The organism is Mycobacterium sp. NPDC051804 (assembly GCF_044452905.1).
GTDB lineage: Bacteria > Actinomycetota > Actinomycetes > Mycobacteriales > Mycobacteriaceae > Mycobacterium.
On sequence record NZ_JBITCD010000003.1, the window covers coordinates 689459 to 706781 of the forward strand.

At 64.8% G+C, this 17323-nt stretch carries 18 protein-coding genes; 9 read left to right on the forward strand and 9 right to left on the reverse strand.

Translation table 11 applies throughout. The features are described from left to right. The first annotated feature begins 11 nt into the window (after window positions 1-11). Window positions 12-983, forward strand: coding sequence for a quinone oxidoreductase family protein (locus ACIA48_RS14455; protein WP_396732224.1), 972 nt, complete (start codon window positions 12-14; stop codon window positions 981-983). On the opposite strand, the gene ACIA48_RS14460 is transcribed toward ACIA48_RS14455, so the two are convergent. Beyond that, window positions 980-1927, reverse strand: coding sequence for a DUF1254 domain-containing protein (locus ACIA48_RS14460; protein WP_396732226.1), 948 nt, complete (start codon window positions 1925-1927; stop codon window positions 980-982). The genes ACIA48_RS14455 and ACIA48_RS14460 overlap by 4 nt on opposite strands. A gap of 2 nt (window positions 1928-1929) precedes the next feature. Beyond that, the gene (locus ACIA48_RS14465) at window positions 1930-2862 is read right to left on the reverse strand and encodes a heme o synthase (protein WP_396732229.1); all 933 of its coding nucleotides are present in this window, start codon (window positions 2860-2862) and stop codon (window positions 1930-1932) included. Between the two features lie 178 nt (window positions 2863-3040). On the opposite strand from ACIA48_RS14465, the gene tkt reads away from it, so the two are divergent. From tkt to pgl, 5 genes are read left to right on the forward strand one after another with little or no spacing between them, the layout of a single operon-like run. Then, entirely contained in the window at window positions 3041-5134 is a 2094-nt protein-coding gene (tkt, locus tag ACIA48_RS14470) for a transketolase (protein WP_396732232.1), read from the forward strand. Window positions 5135-5154: 20 nt separating this feature from the next. After that, window positions 5155-6273, forward strand: a complete 1119-nt coding sequence (tal, locus tag ACIA48_RS14475; protein WP_396732869.1) for a transaldolase — start codon at window positions 5155-5157, stop codon at window positions 6271-6273. Then, complete coding sequence (zwf, locus tag ACIA48_RS14480; RefSeq protein WP_396732235.1) at window positions 6270-7796, forward strand: glucose-6-phosphate dehydrogenase; 1527 nt, start codon at window positions 6270-6272, stop codon at window positions 7794-7796. Before tal ends, zwf begins: the two co-directional genes overlap by 4 nt. Then, complete coding sequence (gene opcA, locus ACIA48_RS14485) at window positions 7796-8704, forward strand: glucose-6-phosphate dehydrogenase assembly protein OpcA (RefSeq protein WP_396732238.1); 909 nt, start codon at window positions 7796-7798, stop codon at window positions 8702-8704. Before zwf ends, opcA begins: the two co-directional genes overlap by 1 nt. Next, the gene (gene pgl / locus ACIA48_RS14490; RefSeq protein WP_396732240.1) at window positions 8701-9438 is read left to right on the forward strand and encodes a 6-phosphogluconolactonase; all 738 of its coding nucleotides are present in this window, start codon (window positions 8701-8703) and stop codon (window positions 9436-9438) included. The genes opcA and pgl overlap by 4 nt, the downstream gene beginning before the upstream one ends. Here the strand turns inward: pgl and ACIA48_RS14495 are convergent, their stop codons facing one another. The 3 genes from ACIA48_RS14495 to ACIA48_RS14505 form a co-directional block, all read right to left on the reverse strand. Next, window positions 9439-9930 carry a DUF4334 domain-containing protein gene (locus ACIA48_RS14495; RefSeq protein WP_396732243.1) on the reverse strand — a complete coding sequence of 164 codons (492 nt, stop codon included), beginning with the start codon at window positions 9928-9930 and terminating at the stop codon, window positions 9439-9441. Window positions 9931-10103: 173 nt separating this feature from the next. After that, entirely contained in the window at window positions 10104-10766 is a 663-nt protein-coding gene (locus tag ACIA48_RS14500) for a hypothetical protein (RefSeq protein ID WP_396732246.1), read from the reverse strand. A 142-nt stretch (window positions 10767-10908) separates the two neighbouring features. Beyond that, window positions 10909-11142, reverse strand: a complete 234-nt coding sequence (locus tag ACIA48_RS14505; protein ID WP_396732248.1) for a hypothetical protein — start codon at window positions 11140-11142, stop codon at window positions 10909-10911. A gap of 317 nt (window positions 11143-11459) precedes the next feature. Between ACIA48_RS14505 and ACIA48_RS14510 the strand changes: the two genes are divergently transcribed. Both ACIA48_RS14510 and ACIA48_RS14515 read left to right on the forward strand, forming a co-directional pair. Beyond that, window positions 11460-11837 (forward strand): ATPase, encoded by a 378-nt coding sequence (locus ACIA48_RS14510; RefSeq protein ID WP_396732871.1) that lies wholly within the window; start codon window positions 11460-11462, stop codon window positions 11835-11837. Further along, complete coding sequence (locus tag ACIA48_RS14515; protein WP_396732251.1) at window positions 11837-13120, forward strand: cytochrome; 1284 nt, start codon at window positions 11837-11839, stop codon at window positions 13118-13120. Before ACIA48_RS14510 ends, ACIA48_RS14515 begins: the two co-directional genes overlap by 1 nt. On the opposite strand, the gene ACIA48_RS14520 is transcribed toward ACIA48_RS14515, so the two are convergent. Genes ACIA48_RS14520 through ACIA48_RS14535 form a run of 4 tightly spaced genes read right to left on the reverse strand, consistent with a single transcriptional unit; the run spans window position 13121 to window position 16926 of the window. Continuing rightward, the gene (locus tag ACIA48_RS14520) at window positions 13121-13924 is read right to left on the reverse strand and encodes an SDR family NAD(P)-dependent oxidoreductase (RefSeq protein ID WP_396732253.1); all 804 of its coding nucleotides are present in this window, start codon (window positions 13922-13924) and stop codon (window positions 13121-13123) included. Window positions 13925-13943: 19 nt separating this feature from the next. Continuing rightward, on the reverse strand, window positions 13944-14561 hold the full coding sequence (locus tag ACIA48_RS14525; protein WP_396732256.1) for a TetR/AcrR family transcriptional regulator: 618 nt from the start codon (window positions 14559-14561) through the stop codon (window positions 13944-13946). Beyond that, a complete protein-coding gene (locus ACIA48_RS14530; RefSeq protein ID WP_396732258.1) occupies window positions 14561-15706 on the reverse strand; it encodes a sulfotransferase family protein in 1146 nt (381 codons plus the stop codon). The genes ACIA48_RS14525 and ACIA48_RS14530 overlap by 1 nt, the downstream gene beginning before the upstream one ends. Further along, window positions 15703-16926 carry a DUF1214 domain-containing protein gene (locus ACIA48_RS14535; protein WP_396732261.1) on the reverse strand — a complete coding sequence of 408 codons (1224 nt, stop codon included), beginning with the start codon at window positions 16924-16926 and terminating at the stop codon, window positions 15703-15705. The genes ACIA48_RS14530 and ACIA48_RS14535 overlap by 4 nt, the downstream gene beginning before the upstream one ends. A gap of 98 nt (window positions 16927-17024) precedes the next feature. Here ACIA48_RS14535 and ACIA48_RS14540 point away from each other — a divergent pair, with 98 nt between their 5' ends. Beyond that, entirely contained in the window at window positions 17025-17318 is a 294-nt protein-coding gene (locus tag ACIA48_RS14540; RefSeq protein WP_396732264.1) for a hypothetical protein, read from the forward strand. The last annotated feature ends 5 nt before the right edge of the window (window positions 17319-17323 follow it).

Below are 17323 nucleotides of genomic sequence, written 5' to 3' on the forward strand. Positions count from 1 at the left end.
AGGATAGAAGGATGTACGCCATCGAAGTCGCCGAGACCGGCGGACCAGAAGTGCTGACCTACCGCGAGAAGCCGCAGCCGGCCCCCGGGCCCAACGAGGTACTGATCAAAGCCGAAGCGATCGGCGTGAACTTCCTCGACACGTACTTTCGATCGGGGCTGTATCCGAGGGAGTTGCCGTTCGTCCTCGGCAACGAGGTGTGCGGCACAGTCGAGGCTGTCGGCGACGAGGTCGCGGCCCTGGCGGTCGGCGACCGAGTGGTCACCGCCCAGGCCAACGGCGCGTACGCCGAATATGCCTTGGCGACAGCGGATTTCTGTGCCTACGTGCCCGACGGCGTCAGCGCCGATACGGCCGCAGCAGCCCTGCTCAAGGGGATGACCGCGCACTACCTGATCAAGTCGACGTACCCCGTGCAGCAGGGTGACGCCATCCTGGTGCACGCCGGCGCGGGAGGTGTGGGGCTGATCCTCACGCAGTGGGCCACCAGCATGGCTGCCCGCGTGATCACCACAGTGTCCACGCCGGAGAAGGCAGAGTTGTCACGGCAGGCGGGCGCCGTCGAGGTCCTCGACTACCCCGACGATCCAGCGGAGTTCGGCGCCAAGATCAAGGACCTCACCGATGGCGGAGTTGCCGTGGTGTACGACGGCGTCGGCGCCAATACCTTCGACGCCAGCATCGCCAGCCTCGCCGTCCGCGGCACGCTGGCACTGTTCGGGGCATCCAGCGGACCCGTGCCGCCGCTCGATCCGCAGCGCCTCAATGCCGCCGGCTCACTGTTCTTGACCAGACCGACGCTCGTGCACTACACCCGCACACCTGATGAGTTCGCTTGGCGTGCAGGGGAATTGCTCGAAGCCATCGCCGACGGAACCATCAACGTGACAGTCAGCGAGCGGTATCGTTTGGAAGACGCCCAGCAGGCGCACCGCGACCTACAGGGCCGCAAGACCGTCGGCTCAGTGGTGCTGGTGCCCTAGGCCGGCTCGGCGGCCGGGAACGTCCACGACCCGTCGAGGATCTCCTGCCGCGGACGGTACAGCCGCACTAGGTAGTTCCAGCCGGGCGTGATGGGCAGACAATTGGGTGCGGATCCGTCGCAGCCGCCGAACTGGATCTGCACCGAGCCGTCGTTGTTCTTGGCCGCGGTGATGTTGTTCAGCGAATAGGCGTTCTGTTCGTTGGCGGTGAAGTAGCCGTCCGCGGTGTAGACGGTGATGGACCAGAATCCGTCGACGGGCACATCTGACACCGTGAGCCGGAGCACGGTGGTGCCGTCGTTCTGCGGCGGAGTGACCGGAAGGTACAACGCTTCCTTCTGGGGGTTGCCACCCCAAGCGGCAGCCGATCCGATCAATCGTCGCACCGCGTCCGTGTCCTCTGCGGTGCCGAACATGCCCTTGCTGTCCGGCAGTGTCGCGAACAGGTCAACGAGCGCGTCGCGAACCTGCTTCTGGCTCACCGGGTCCCAGTCGGGGACCTCGAAGCTGCCTTGATCACTCTGGACGGCGGTGATCGCGTCCTGCAACGCGTGCACCTGGCTCATATCGGCGGGATCGTTGGGATCGACGAGCGTGCGTACCGCCAGCATCACGTAGCGCGTGCCGATCTGTTCGCGTGTGTAGGTATGGGCGCCGGCCGCGTAGCTCACCTCGGGCACGTAGTGGTCCTCGGTAATCACCTGCAACGACATGAACCGGCCGCCGGAGTCCGGCAGCGTGACGGTCAGATCCGAGGCGTCGAGGTCGAACACCCCGGCCGAGTACAGGGTGTCCCGGTTCTGGCGAACCACCAACTGGTTGTTGATGGGGCCGAGATCGCGAAAGTGATGGAACGTGCCGAAACCGTCGCCCCTGACAATGTTGCCGAAGTAGAGGTCGCTCTCCGCCCGGATGAAGTTGTCCGGGGATACGTGTGTGGGCACCGTCAGACTGTAAACAGCGTCGGCAGCGCAAGAGCCGAATCGACCGCCAGCGCGAGGAACACCACTGCGAGGTAGTTGTTCGACTGCAGGAACAACCGCAGCGGCTTGACCGGCTCGCCGCGGCGCACGCCGCCGTAGAGCTGGTGGGCCATCACCAGGAACCACGCTCCGGCCAGGATCGCGACGGCGGCATAAAGCCAGCCGGTGGTCAGCGCCAGCGCGAGCGTGGCCGCCACCGTCAGCCACGTGTAGATCAGGATCTGCTTGGTCACCTGCTGTTCGGTGGCCACCACGGGCAGCATCGGCACGCCGGCGGCCGCGTAGTCCTCCTTGTAGCGCATCGCCAATGCCCACGTGTGCGGCGGCGTCCAGAAGAAGATGATCAGGAACATGACCAGTGCGGGCCATTGAATGGTTCCGGTGACCGCCGACCAGCCGATCATCACCGGCATGCAGCCGGCCGCACCGCCCCACACCACGTTCTGCGTCGTGCGGCGTTTGAGCAGCAGCGTGTAGACGAGCACGTAGAACGCGATCGTCGCCCCGGCGAGGTGGGCCGACAGCATGTTCGTCGTCCACCACAGCCAGAAGAACGAACCGGTCGACAGCACGAGCCCGAAGACCAGTGCATGGCTGCGCGGAACGATGTCGCGGGCCAGCGGCCTGCGCTCGGTGCGCTTCATCTTCTTGTCGATGTCGGCGTCGGCCACACAGTTCAAGGTGTTGGCCCCCGCCGCTGCCAGCAAGCCACCGACCAGCGTGTTCAGGATCAGCAGCGGATCGACGGTGCCGCGGTTCGCCAGCAGCATCGCCGGAATCGTGGTCACCAGAAGCAGCTCGATGACGCGCGGCTTCGTCAGCGCGAGGTAGCCCAACAGCGTGGTGCGCACCCGGCCGTGCGTCCCGACGGGGAGCTGGCTCTCGCGAATATCCACGCAGTAACTCCTTGAAATGGCTGCAGCGCGCGCGGCGTCTACTACAGAGGATGGTAGACCGCTGCTGAACGGCCGCCTAATCGTCCCCCAAGCAGCCTGCAACGGATGACGATCCCGCACTAGGGTGGTTGACGAGGCAGCTTTGCCAAGCTCACCCGTCGACCAGGAGAGGGCGCCTGTGACCACGCTCGAAGAGATTTCCACCCTTACCCGTCCCCAGCATCCCGACGATTGGGCCGACGTGGACTCGGTGGCGGTCGACACCGTTCGGGTGCTGGCCGCCGATGCGGTGCAGAAGGTGGGCAACGGGCACCCCGGAACGGCGATGAGCCTGGCGCCGCTGGCCTACACCCTGTTCCAGCGGCAGATGCGCCACGATCCCAGCGATGTGCACTGGCTCGGCCGGGACCGCTTCGTACTGTCCTGCGGTCACTCCAGCCTGACGCTGTACATCCAGCTCTACCTCGGCGGCTTCGGCCTGGAGCTGTCCGACATCGAGTCGCTGCGGACGTGGAAGTCCAAGACGCCCGGCCACCCGGAGTTCCGCCACACCAAGGGTGTGGAGATCACGACCGGCCCGCTGGGTCAGGGCCTTGCTTCGGCGGTCGGTATGGCGATGGCGTCGCGTTACGAGCGCGGGCTGTTCGATCCCGACCCGGCGTGGGGTGAGAGCCCGTTCGATCACTACATCTATGTCATCGCCTCCGACGGAGACATCGAGGAAGGTGTGACCAGCGAGGCTTCCTCACTGGCGGGCACCCAGCAGCTCGGCAACCTGATCGTGTTCTACGACCACAACCAGATCTCGATCGAGCACGACACGAATATCGCTCTCTCCGAGGATGTTCCGGCCCGCTACCGCGCCTACGGCTGGCATGTCCAGGAGGTCGAGGGCGGCGAGAACGTTGTCGGTATCGAGCAGGCGATCGAAGAGGCCAAGAAGGTCACCGACAAGCCGTCGTTCATCTCGGTGCGCACGATCATCGGCTACCCCGCGCCCACCAAGATGAACACCGGCGGGGTGCACGGTTCGGCGCTCGGCGACGACGAGGTGGCCGCCACCAAGAAGGTGCTGGGCTTCGACCCCGACAAGACGTTCGAGGTGCGCCCCGAGGTCATCGAGCACACCCGCAAGCTGGTCGACCGCGGTCGGGAAGCCCACGAGAAGTGGCAGCCGGCCTTCGACGCGTGGGCCGAGCGCGAACCCGAGCGCAAGAAGCTGCTCGACCGGCTGACCGCCGAGGAGCTGCCCGAGGGCTGGGACTCCGACCTGACGTACTGGGAGCCCGGCTCCAAGGCAGTCGCGACCCGCGCGGCGTTCGGTCAGGTGCTCAACGACGTGGCGCCGAAGCTGCCCGAATTATGGGGCGGCTCAGCCGATCTCGCGGGCAGCAACAACACCACGATTAAGGGCGTCAAGTCGTTCGGTCCCCCGTCGATCTCGACCGAGGACTTCACCGCGGACTGGTACGGCCGGGTGCTGCACTTCGGCATTCGCGAGCACGCGATGGGGTCGATCCTGTCCGGCATCGTGCTGCACGGTCCGACCCGCGCCTTCGGCGGAACGTTCCTGCAGTTCTCCGATTACATGCGCCCCGCGGTCCGGCTGGCGTCGCTGATGGATATCGACACCATCTACATCTGGACCCACGACTCCATCGGCCTCGGTGAGGACGGACCGACGCACCAGCCCATCGAGCACCTCGCGGCGCTGCGGGCGATCCCGAACCTCTCGGTGGTGCGGCCCGGTGACCCCAACGAGACCGCCTACGCGTGGCGCAGCATCATCGCGCGCGGTAACGGCAGCGGTCCCGTCGGTTTCATCCTCACGCGTCAGGGCATCCCAGTGCTGCAGGGCACCAGCGCCGAGGGTGTCGAAAAGGGTGGCTACGTGCTCGGCGGCGGCAACCCCGCCGACGATGCCGACGTCATCATCATCGGTACGGGTTCAGAGCTGCAGCTCGCGGTCGAGGCCAAGAAACTCTTGGCCGAGAAGGACATCACGGCATACGTCGTGTCGATGCCCTGCGTCGAATGGTTCGAATCGCAGCCCAAGGAGTACCGCGATTCGGTGCTCCCGCCGACGGTTTCGGCGCGGGTGGCGGTCGAGGCGGCCGTAGCGCAGAGCTGGTACAAGCTGGTCGGTGACACCGGCGAGATCGTCTCGATCGAGCACTACGGCGAATCGGCCGACGACAAGACGCTGTTCCGCGAGTTCGGTTTCACCCCCGAAGCCGTCGCGGCCGCCGCCGAGCGATCCATCGACAACTAGAACTCAAGAGAAGGGCAACAATCATGACGCAGAATCCGAATCTGGCCGCCCTGTCCGCCGCCGGAGTATCGGTCTGGCTAGACGACCTTTCGCGCGACCGGTTGCAGACCGGCAACCTGCAGGAGCTCATAGACACCAAGTCGGTCGTCGGCGTGACCACCAACCCGTCGATCTTCCAGGCGGCGCTGTCGAAGGGCAACGCCTACGACGACCAGGTCAAGGAGCTCGCCGAGCGCGGCGCCGACGTTGACGCGACCATCCGCACGGTCACCACCGACGACGTCCGCAATGCCTGTGACGTACTCGCCAAGCAGTACGAGCTGTCCGACGGAGTCGACGGCCGGGTGTCGATCGAGGTCGACCCGCGGCTCGCGCACGACACCGACAAGACGATCCTGCAGGCGATCGAGCTGTGGAAGATCGTCGACCGCCCCAACCTGCTCATCAAGATTCCCGCCACCGAGGCCGGCATCCCAGCCATCGCATCCGTTCTCGCCGAAGGCATCTCGGTCAACGTCACGCTGATCTTCTCGGTGGAGCGGCACCGTTTGGTGATGGATGCCTACCTCGAAGGCCTCGAGAAGGCCAAGGACGCGGGCCACGACATCTCCAAGATCCATTCGGTCGCATCGTTCTTCGTGTCCCGGGTGGACACCGAGATCGACAAGCGTCTCGAGAAGATCGGGTCCGACGAGGCGTTGGAGCTGCGCGGCAAAGCCGGCGTCGCCAACGCCCACCTGGCGTACGCGGCGTACGAAGAGGTGTTTGTCGGCGGCTCGCGGTTCGAGGCGCTGAAAGCCGACGGAGCACGGGTCCAGCGTCCGCTGTGGGCGTCGACCGGGGTCAAGAACCCGGACTACTCCGACACGCTGTACGTGACCGAGCTGGTTGCACCAAACACGGTGAACACGATGCCGGAGAAAACGATGGATGCCGTTGCCGATCACGGCGTCATCACCGGCGACACCGTCACAGGCAAGGCCGCCGAGGCGCAGGCCGTTTTCGACAAGTTGGATGCGATCGGCATCGATCTGCCGGACGTCTTCAGGCTCCTCGAGGACGAAGGCGTCGACAAGTTCGAGAAATCCTGGCAGGAACTGATCGACGCCACCCAAGAGCAGCTCGACAACAAGAAATGACGAAGTGGCGTAATCCGCTGCGCGACAAGCGCGACAAGCGGATGCCCCACATTGCGGGCCCGTGCGCCGTGGTCATCTTCGGCGTCACGGGCGACCTGGCCCGCAAGAAGGTGATGCCGGCGATCTATGACCTGGCCAACCGCGGCTTGCTGCCCGCCAACTTCGCATTGGTCGGGTTCGCACGGCGCGACTGGGCGGATGAGGATTTCGCGAAGCTGGTCTTCGACTCGGTCAAGGACCACGCCCGCACGCCGTTCCGCCAGGAGGTCTGGGACCGTCTGGCAGAGGGAATCCGCTTCGTACAGGGCACCTTTGACGACGACAAAGGCTACGAACGGTTGGCCGAAGCGCTCGACAAGCTGGATGCCGAGCGCGGGACCGGCGGCAATCATGCTTTCTACCTGTCGATTCCGCCCAACGCGTTCCCGGTGGTGTGCGAGCAGCTGAAGAAGTCCGGACTGGCGAACAAGCCGGAGGGCTCCTGGAGCAGGGTGGTCATCGAGAAGCCGTTCGGCCACGACCTGCAGAGCGCTCAGGAGCTCAATGCAGTGGTCAACAGCATCTTTCCCGAGGATTCGGTGTTCCGCATCGATCACTACCTCGGGAAGGAGACGGTTCAGAACATCCTGGCGCTGCGCTTCGCCAATGAGCTGTATGAACCGATCTGGAACAACAACTACGTCGACAGCGTGCAGATCACCATGGCCGAGGACATCGGTCTCGGTGGCCGCGGCGGCTATTACGACGGAGTCGGCGCCGCACGCGACGTGATCCAGAATCACCTGTTGCAGCTGATGGCGCTCACCGCCATGGAGGAACCGGTCAACTTCGGCCCCGATGAACTGCAGGCCGAGAAGATCAAGGTGCTGTCGGCGACCAAGGTCATGCAGCCGCTGGACCAGACCACCGCACGTGGCCAGTACGCTGCGGGTTGGCAGGGCAGCGAGAAGGTCGTCGGGCTGCTGGAGGAAGAGGGCTTCTCCAAGGACTCGAAAACCGAGACCTACGCGGCGATTGCATTGGAGATCGACACCCGCCGTTGGGCGGGTGTGCCGTTCTTCCTGCGCACCGGAAAGCGGTTGGGCCGCAGGGTCACCGAGATCGCGCTGATCTTCAAGCGGGCCCCGCATCTGCCCTTCGACAAGACGATGACCGAGGAACTCGGTCAGAACGCATTGGTGATCCGGGTGCAGCCCGACGAAGGCATCACCACGCGGTTCGGCTCAAAGGTGCCCGGCAGCGCCATGGAGGTCCGCGACGTGAACATGGACTTCTCTTATGGCTCGGCGTTCGCCGAGGACTCCCCTGAGGCCTACGAGCGACTGATCCTCGACGTGCTGCTCGGCGAACCGTCGCTGTTCCCGGTCAACCGCGAGGTCGAATTCTCCTGGGAAATTCTCGATCCCGTCCTGGAGTACTGGGCGGCGCACGGTAAGCCGGAGGCCTACGAGTCCGGTACCTGGGGGCCCGAGTCGGCAGCCGAGATGCTGCGCCGTATGGGCCGGGAATGGAGGCGGCCGTAATGATCGTCGATCTGCCCGACACGAACACCAACACCATCAACAAGAAGATCACCGGGCTTCGCGAAGAGGGCGGTGCAATCACGCTGAGCCGGGTTCTCACACTCGTCATCTCGCTGCACACTGATGATCTGCTCGAGGATTCGATCGAGGCGGCCAACTTCGCCAGCCGTGAGCACCCGTGCCGGGTGATCGTCGTGGTCGCCGGCGATCGGGATGCCGAACCGCGGCTCGACGCACAGTTGCGGGTCGGCGCCGACGCGGGAGCGGGCGAAGTGGTCGCCCTCCACCTGCACGGCGAGATGGCCGACCACGCCAACAGCGTGGTGCTACCGTTCCTGCTGCCCGACACCCCGGTGGTGGCGTGGTGGCCGGCTGGCGGGCCCGACGATCCTTCACGGGACCGCCTGGGACAGTTGGCGATTCGCCGGATCACTAATGCGACGGATTGCGCCGATCCGATGGCGGCGATCAAGAGCCGGCTGGCCGGGTACAGCTCGGGCGACACGGATCTGGCGTGGGCTCGCATCACCTACTGGCGCGCTCTGCTGACGGCGGCACTTGATCAGCCGCCGTTCGAGCCAGTCACCTCGGCGGTGGTGTCCGGACTTCGCGACGAACCGTCTCTCGACGTGCTCGCGGGTTGGCTGGCCGCCAGGATCGACGGCCCGGTGAAGCGAGAGGTCGGCGAACTCAAGGTCGAACTCATTCGCAGCAGCGAGACGATCACACTGCGGCGACCGCAGACCGGTGTGACGGCGACGATCAGCCGAACCGCGAAACCGGACTCGCTGATCCCGTTGGCCCGCAGGGAGGCCAAGGAGTGCCTCGCTGAAGACCTGCGCAGGCTCGACGCGGACGAGATCTACCACGAGGCACTGAAGGGAATCGAGAAGGTGCAGTACGCATGAGCACTGTCGTCGAAAAGTACCCGGACACAGATGCTTTGGTGGCGGCTGCCGGCGACCGGCTGGTCGCGGCGATCACCGACGCGATCAGCCAACGGGGTCGCGCGCTGATCGTGCTCACCGGGGGCGGCACCGGCACCGGCTTGTTGAAGCGGGTGCGCGAACAGGCCGATGGGATCGACTGGTCGAAGGTCCACCTGTTCTGGGGCGACGACCGCTTCGTGCCCGCCGACGATGACGAGCGCAACGAAAAGCAGGCGCGCGAGGCGCTGATCAATCACGTCGACATCCCGGATGCCAACGTGCACGCGATGGCGCCCAGTGGCGGCGCATTTGGTGACGACCTGGACGCCGCCGCGGCCGCATATGAGCGAGTGCTGGCCGAGAATGCCGACGACGGTCAGCGTGAACCCGATTTCGATGTCCACCTGCTGGGCATGGGCGGCGAAGGCCACATCAACTCGCTGTTCCCAGATACGCCCGCAGTGAAGGAAACGAGCCGGTTGGTGGTCGGCGTGACCGACTCACCCAAGCCACCGCCGCGGCGAATCACGTTGACGCTGCCCGCCGTTCAGCGATCTCGTGAGGTGTGGCTAGTGGTGTCAGGGGAGGCGAAGGCGGATGCGGTCGCGGCAGCGATCGGCGGTGCGAGCCCCGTCGACGTGCCGTCGGCCGGAGCCGTCGGTCGCGATGCGACGGTGTGGCTGCTCGACGAGAGTGCGGCTTCGAAGCTGTAGTCAGACCCGTTCGAGGTAGAAGTACGCGTAGCGGCCGTTGTCGAGGGCGTTCTTGCCGTCCATGATGCCCATCACGGCCCGGTCGTCGATCTTCTTGAAATGATCATGAACAGGCTGTCCGTCGAACACCATCGTCGCGGTGACCTCGCCACGGAACTCCTCCATCCATAGGCTGCCTTCGCCGTTCTCGGTGTTCGAGTACTTGTTACCGTCGGCGTCGAGGCAGATCAGCGGTTTCACGTCGGTCGCCGAAATGAAGGTCTTGCCGAACCAATTGATAAGGGCCAACGTTCCGTTTTCCCGGTGACCGGTGTCGAACTCGCCACCCTCCCATTCACCGATCATGAAGGCGATGGAAACAGGCTCGAGCATGGCCCACAACGCGTCGAGCTCGGCATCGGGGATGAATACCCGATGCGGCCCGCTCACCAAGCGTTGGCCGGCGCGCTCTTTGAGCTCAGTGAACTTCTTCCGGGCTACGTCACCGCTCACGGTGCTCTCCAATCCGGCTGAGATTGAGGATGGGGTCACATTACGACGGCTGAGTTCTTCCCCATCGCGTTTCTATCCACAGTTGGGGTTGAGCTGCTTATTTCGTGTCGGGCGCAGGCTACCGGGCCGACCGGTCCTCGGTTCGAAATGCCTGCGTTGAAACCATTAGCGACTCACGACATTCGGGACGCTCCATGACGCAACCTCGTGCGATTCCGTAACCAGCGCCATAACACGAAACCGAACGCCCCGACGGCGCCGAGCACGAGCGCGACGAACAAGGATTGCAGCGCCCAGACGACCGAATCGTTGAGATCATACGAGCCTTCAGAGCTGACACATTCGTAGTTCACGGTCGATGTGGACTGGCCCGGCCTGTAGCTGTAGCGCGAGGTGTCGTACTCCAAATGAAAGGGACTGCTGCACACGATTCCGCTCATCCACCGCGTGCTCGATGGGAATCCAATGGTCAGGACCATAACGGCCAAGAACAGGAGGCCGAATACGCCGTTGAGCAGCACGATGATGAGAAACCGCCTCTTATGCCCGGCGTGCGTACGCCTCGACTGCGCGTACATGGCCCTGCCCTGTGCGCGAAATCGTGCGTTTCGGCGGGCACGATGCATATCGGGCGTCAGATGTTCCCGTGTCGGCGGCCGCGGCGGTGCGTACTGGCCCGCGCGCCCGTCTGCATTGAAGCCCGGCAAAGAAATTGGTTGTGTGTCAGAGAACTGGGGTGGCGGCTCACCAGCCTGATCCTGACCAGCGGCTAATTTTGCGTCGTTCAGCTGGCGTTCCAACTCAGCGATGCGCTTCTCCGGGTCGACCTGGTCCACCGGCAAATGGTTGCACCACGGAAGGCGCTGCGCGGGAATTCGTGTTCTTCGGCAAAATCGGTGCCATCACTCACGGAGACACGCTCCGGCGTCGTGGACACGGTTGGTTAGGCCGATCAGCAACCCCATCAGGCGATCAGCTTCATCTGCTGAGAACCGCGACAAGCATCCCCGCGAACAATAGGCAGCTGCCCGCGATCACGGGCGTCGAGCCGCCGCCACCGACGGCGCCGAAAACGACCAAGCCCACGCCCACAACCGCTGCAAGTACATAGCCGAGCCAATCTGGCAGATATTCGCCGCCCTGACCGCCGCTCAACACAACGCCGATGAACGTCAGGAACGTCCTGCGTTTCTCGGGGTCTTTCTGTTCCACCGGCAGATCGTCCCACCCCGGAGCGCCTCCGTGGCGGAAGTGCTCTGCAGCCAGGCGTTGCCGTCAATTGCTCAAGACACGGCGGCATGCCGTCGCCGCACCCATCAAACAGGTTCGCCGATAGTCCGATCACTCTCGCCGTCACGAAACCCCGCGTCATAGTCAGCGGTCTGCCTCGCCGAATCCGTTGTGACGGTTCTGCGCCACCGATCACCTAGGTATTGACAGAACGGCGTATCCCCCCGACGCGTCGTCACATCTTGATCAGACGACCAGTCCGCCTCGGCGGTTCCCGCGGGTGTGGTCAAATGACCGTCATGGTTGACAAGGGTGGCGCCAAACCAGCCCCGAGGACTGGCCGGGAGCGGATCCAGAAACTGGCGCAGGCCGCGCTGAACGCTGACGTCACCGTGGAACAGGTCGACACCATCCTCGAGGGCCTGAGTGAGACGCTGGTCGACCTCAACAATTCGACAGGCAAGCTCGACGACACGTTGGAACGCTTCAACGACACCATCAGCCGTATCAACGAACTCGCTCCGCGCCTCATCGCGGTGGTGGACCGTCTCGAAGGCATCGTCGACCGCGTCGAGCGCATCGTGGGTATCGGCGAGTCCGTCATCGGCCCGCTGGCTGCTACCGAGCAGGCCGTCCGCGGCGCGGTCAACAAGGTGCGCAAGACCACCGGCCTCTAGTGTCGGCGAAGCGCCCGGTTCCCGAGCCCCAGGTCGCCGAGGGAGTCGGCCTTCCGTGGGATGTGTCGGTCGACGACGCCGTCGCCGCGATCGCCGCCGCCCGTGCCCGGCACGGCGACACGTTCGCCGTGAGCAGCGGCGATGACAACTACCTCTTCACGTTCTCCCCCGTCGGTGTCGAATCCTTCTACGCCCTACCCGAGGAGAAGGCCAGCAAGGGTGTCGCCGACTACGTGATGCTGCGGCGCAAGCTGCCTGACGAAATCTTCGACGGCAGGCGCCTTCTGCCGACCTCGTTGTTCCGGCGGGACGATGTCGCCTCGTATCTGTCGAACCTCGACCACGCCCTGACCCAGACCGTGGCCGAGCTCGGATCGGAAGGGACTGTGGAGCTGTTCGGACTCACCCGTCGCCTGGGACACCGAATGGGTCTGGCGTCCTGGGCGGGACCAGCTTCCGCAGAAGGAGATTCGTTCGAGCGGTTGGTCCGCGCGTTCGAGACGTTGGACGGGTCGGACGCGTTCGTGCATCCCGATGCGATGGCAGCCGTCGCGGCGTCCGACAAGCGCGCCGAGCGGGCGGCGCTCGAAGACATCGTCGCCGTCATCGAAACTGTCGCTAGCACATCGGATTCCAGCGAGGACGATCTGTTCGGGCGGATCACGGCGGCCTGGGCGTCGGAATCCGATGACTTGCGGCTACGGGGAATCGCGCTCGACGTGGCCCTCATCCACATCGCCTCCATGTCGAACCTGATGGCCGCCCTGGGCTGGGCGCTCGTCGACCTGCTCGAACACCCCATGCAGGCCCAGCGCGTCGCCAACGGCGACCAAGAGTTCGCGCAACGCTGCGCACTGGAGAGCACCCGACTGGCGCAACGGTCGATCATGTCGCGAGCCGTGCTGGCGCCCGTTGACCTCGACACCGGCGACCAGACCTACCGCGTCCCCGCCGGCTGGACCATCGCCACACTGCTGCCGCTGCTCAACACCTCGGCCGCACCGGACCTGCAGGACTGGAAACCCGACCGCTGGCACCGGTACCGCCTCGCCGATGCGGCGTCGCTGCCGTCGCCCATGCTGGTCACCGCATTCGGGCACGGTAAGCATTCGTGCCCGGCACAGCCGTTCTCGCTCGCCGCGATGACGGCCGCGATGACTCGCCTGCTGAACACCTACGAGATGACACCAACGTGGCCGAACTACCCGCGCCCGGTGCCGGCCCAGATCGGCGGCGTCGCGCGGTCCGCCGACCCCTGCCCGGTGGATTACGTCAGCCGCTGATCAGACGAAATCGGAACCACCGTCGACGTTGACGGTTGCCCCGGTGACGTACCCGTTGCGCTTGGACGCCAGATACACCGTGATCGACGCGATCTCCTCGGGCAGGCCCGCGCGTCCGAGATCGCACGGCTGGTGAAAGTTGTTGTCGATCCACGTCATCACATCGGTGGGATCGTTGGCGTCGAGGCCATCCGCGGCCAGGATGTCCTTCAGCACCTCGGTGAAGCTGGCCGTGACGATGGTGCCCGGACACACACAGTTGACCAGGATTCCTTCCTTGGCAAGGCTTTTCGACAGATTCTTGGTGACGCTGCTCAGGGCGGCCTTCGACGCCGTATAGGCGACGATCCGCGGGTTCTGCCGCTGAATCGAATGGGCCGACAGTGTCACGATCCTGCCCCACTCCGCGGCGCGCAGCATCGGCAGCGCCGCCCGGATCGACCGCACCCCAGACATCGTGCCCAGTGCGAACGTCTCGTCCCACTGCGCGTCGTCCATGTCCTCGAAGTAGCCGTCGCCCGGTCCGATCGTGTGAACCAGGCTGTTGAGCTCGCCCCACCGCTGTGCGACGGTCTCGAAGCCCGCGGCGATCGATGAGGCGTCCGACATGTCGACGCTGATTCCAACGGCATCCGGTGCGCCCGCGTCCCGAAGAATGGCCACCGCCTCGTCGAGCGCTTCTGCTCCCCTCGCCATCACCGCGACCCTGGCGCCCTCTTCGGCGAACGTCGTCGCGATCGCCAGTCCCATCCCTTTGCTGCCGCCCGTCACGACCGCCGTCGATCCCGTCAAACCCAGATCCATCGGAACACCTTCCTCACGCCTACGTCACACCGATTCCGCGCAGGCAGAAACGGAAAATCTGCTCACGAACCTCACGCTGATCGCAATCACCGGTCGTCCAATGGCGTTCGGTGCTCGCCCAGATCGCACCATGAATCGACAATGCGTCGGCCTCGGGATCGATGCCGGGGAAAAGCCCTGCGGCCCTCCCCTTCTCGAGCTGTTCGACGAGCGGCTTCAAGATCTCGCCGTAGGCGGCGCTGACCAGCTCAGGCGCGGCGAACATCTGCGACTGTGCCTCCAACGACATCTTCCGCAGATCGGACCGGATGCGTTCGTTGAACGCGAGATCCAACCGGCCATCTATCCACGCCACCACCGCATCGACCGGATCTGACGCCGCCGCCATCTTCCGCTTCAGCCTGCGTACCTCGATCTGCGCCATCTCCAGGAACACCGCCGACACCAATGCGTCTTTCGACTCGAAATGCCGGTAGAACGCGCGGGTGCTCAGCCCAGCATGGTCGAGCACCCGTGCCACGTTGACCGCCGCGATCCCCTCATCGCGCATGACCCTGGTCGCGGCGTTCACGAGCGCATCTCGCACTCCAGGATCGGGGTCCAGCTTCTTGCGCCGCCGCCTCGCTACCGTCTCCATCAGGCGGTCGCGTCGTATGTCGCGAGGTAATCGGCGAACGCCGCGTGCACTTGCTCACGGGTCAGCCCGTAGTCGGCGAGATCGTAGGCATGCTCGCCACGCGAACCGGGTTGGTGCCCGTCTGCCCACTGCTGCACTTGTGCGCGGGCCTCGTCGGTGAACGTCAGACCCAAGCGGTCGTAGCCGGCCTCGAGGGTGCCGATCGCGTCGGTGTTCAAGTCGGCGAAGGACACGTCGACGAACCGGTTGTCTCCAAAGCGCTTTCGGAAGTCCATCGCGCGTCGAACCCCTTCGGCCCAGCACTCCAGCTGCTCGGCGCCCAGCTCGTGTGCATCATCACGATCGCTGCTCCAACTGCGCACGTACTGAATCAGGCTGCACACCGACGCCATGACCTTCGCCGGATCTCTGTGACTCCATAGGAACTTCGCGTTGGGATAAGCCTCGACCAGCGCGTCGAGGGAGAACATGTGCACGGGTGTCTTCAGATGCCACAGGGTCGGCGGGCAGTGCCACTGAAGCAGCTTGAGCACCTGGCGGTGAAAGGTGTACGTCTCGCGCATATCGCACTGCATCAACCACGCCAGGTACCCGGGCACCCGCACCACCCCGTCGAAATGGAACGTGCGAAAGCTCATCCCCATCAGGTCCTGGCACTCGGTCGGGGCCTGCGGCTCGGAGTTGAACATGGTCCGCATACGCGGAAACATGCTGTCCATCATGGCGATTCCCTCGGCCGCCTGCGCGATCCGCGGATCGTCGTGCTGGGTCGCCGCCTCCGGCGGTGGCGTGCACGCCTGCGACTCCCACATCCGCAAAGACCGGAACTGCGGATCGCTGGCGACCAGTTGACTCAGCGCCGTCGTGCCGGTGCGCGGCAACCCGATCACGAACACCGGGCCGCCGATGACCTCGTCGTCGATCTCGGGGTGCTGCTTGTAGGTGTCGATGATCCGCAGCCGCTGTATGAGGGCATTGCTGATCGTCGCGTGCTGGATGACCCCGCCCATCTCGTTGAGATCGGCCTCGTTGTTCAGCGCATCAACGGTCCGCTCCAGTCCCTCGCGGTAGTAGGACGAGCCGAAATCGTCGAGGCCGGTGGCTGTTCGCGCGCCGTCTTGGAGGTCATCCACCGTGAACGTCATGCGGAGAACCTCTCGTGGACGGCGCGCCGGCGCGCCGCGAGAATCGCCGCCCGCTCAGCGACGCTGACCTTCGCCGTGTCCGCAGGCAACGCCGACAAGACGTCGTCGAACTTGACCACCCGCGCCGTCGGTGTGGGTGCCGTCTCGGTGCGCACACAGCGCAGGATCATCGCGCCGTTACTGTGTCCAGCCGTATCAAGCCAATTCGCCACGCCGGGATCGCGCGCGCTGACGACGACGCGGAGGATCCCGTCGGAGTCGACGACAGCCTGATGGGCGTTCAGGCTGGACTGGTGGCGGCCGTAGTGGATGGTCTCCCACCACTGATTGCCGAGCGAGTAGCTCCAGTACACGCCCAGAGGCGGCTCGACCTCGAGGATCAAGGCCTCGTCTGGTTCGAGTTCATAGCGTCCGATGACTGGGCGGTTCTCCGCCGCGGCGCCCATGGCGGAGCGGTCGATCGGGGGCATGAACCCGTTGACCGGCGGGCCTGCGTTGAAGTCGAGGAAGAACTTGAGATTGTCGTGCACGAACTCACCCAGCGCGGAGATTTGGCGCGAGACGGCGACATCCGCAGCGACGGAGCGGTCCTTCGGCGCCACCTCGGCGCCGATCCGCTCGATCTGCAGCACCGACGGCTCCTCGTGGTCCCAGTTGTAGAAGAAGTGCCGCACGATCAGGGTCGGATGATCACCGTCCAGTCGCATCCAATTGCCCTCGTGCTCGTCGGCGGACAGCACCACTTCGAAGTCGCCGTCAGCGCCCACCTCGAGTTCGTCGACCAGAGTGTTGGCCGTGGACGCGATTCCGTTCATGGTCTGCAGGCCGACATATTGCGCGGTTCCCCGATTGCCGAAGAGCCGGTACGTCTCGCCACCCCGCAATGTCGCCCGCAGATAGAGACAGTCGGGACATTCCATGCCCCAGGTGAGGATGTCGTCGGTGCTGGTGCGGTTGACGGCCAGCACCGGATCCGGGTCCACCCGCAGCGCTTCGTCGACGCCGACGCCCAACAGCACCATCAGGTGCCTCATCCCCGACGCGTAGTCGACGTGGTTCCGGTTGACGTCGCTGGACGCGACCAGCTCGGCTGCGGCTTTCAACCGATCCAGCAGGTGTGCCCAGGCCTGTGGCAGCTCTCCGGCGCCGCCACCCTGCCCGGACAGCGCCGCCTCGGCGATCGAGAACGGCAGCCAGGCCATCGGGTTCGCGTCACTCACACGTCTCTCCAGTCCGCTTAAATGAAAACATGGTTTTCAGTTAAGAACCCACTGACTGTGACATCTCCCCGGCGGGGTGTCAACGATAGGATCGCCGAATGTTCCGTATTGACGGCCTCAACGGCGAGAGCATCGTGGTGGACGGCAACTGGGTCGAGAAGCTGCGCACAAACACCTCGCGGGGCCGCAACCCGGCCGACAAGTACGCGGGGACCGACATCAAGGAGATCACGCGCCGCAAGAAGATCTTCGGCGGCGAGAAGGAAGAACTGCTGCAGTTGATCGTCAACGTGGGCACGTTCTACTCGCTGACGGTCCCTGCCGAGCGGCGCTCCGAGGTCGACGCACTGATCGCCGCCCTCGAGAAGGCTCGCGACAGCGCCAGCTCCTAGCCGAG

Excerpts from the sequence above, each read along its gene's own strand:
- opcA (WP_396732238.1), top strand. The coding sequence starts at position 7,796 with ATGATCGTCGATCTGCCCGACACGAACACCAACACCATCAACAAGAAG.
- ACIA48_RS14510 (WP_396732871.1), top strand. The coding sequence starts at position 11,460 with ATGGTTGACAAGGGTGGCGCCAAACCAGCCCCGAGGACTGGCCGGGAG.
- ACIA48_RS14540 (WP_396732264.1), top strand. The coding sequence starts at position 17,025 with ATGTTCCGTATTGACGGCCTCAACGGCGAGAGCATCGTGGTGGACGGC.
- ACIA48_RS14455 (WP_396732224.1), top strand. The coding sequence starts at position 12 with ATGTACGCCATCGAAGTCGCCGAGACCGGCGGACCAGAAGTGCTGACC.
- ACIA48_RS14530 (WP_396732258.1), bottom strand. The coding sequence starts at position 15,706 with ATGACGTTCACGGTGGATGACCTCCAAGACGGCGCGCGAACAGCCACC.
- ACIA48_RS14520 (WP_396732253.1), bottom strand. The coding sequence starts at position 13,924 with ATGGATCTGGGTTTGACGGGATCGACGGCGGTCGTGACGGGCGGCAGC.
- ACIA48_RS14525 (WP_396732256.1), bottom strand. The coding sequence starts at position 14,561 with ATGGAGACGGTAGCGAGGCGGCGGCGCAAGAAGCTGGACCCCGATCCT.
- zwf (WP_396732235.1), top strand. The coding sequence starts at position 6,270 with ATGACGAAGTGGCGTAATCCGCTGCGCGACAAGCGCGACAAGCGGATG.
- pgl (WP_396732240.1), top strand. The coding sequence starts at position 8,701 with ATGAGCACTGTCGTCGAAAAGTACCCGGACACAGATGCTTTGGTGGCG.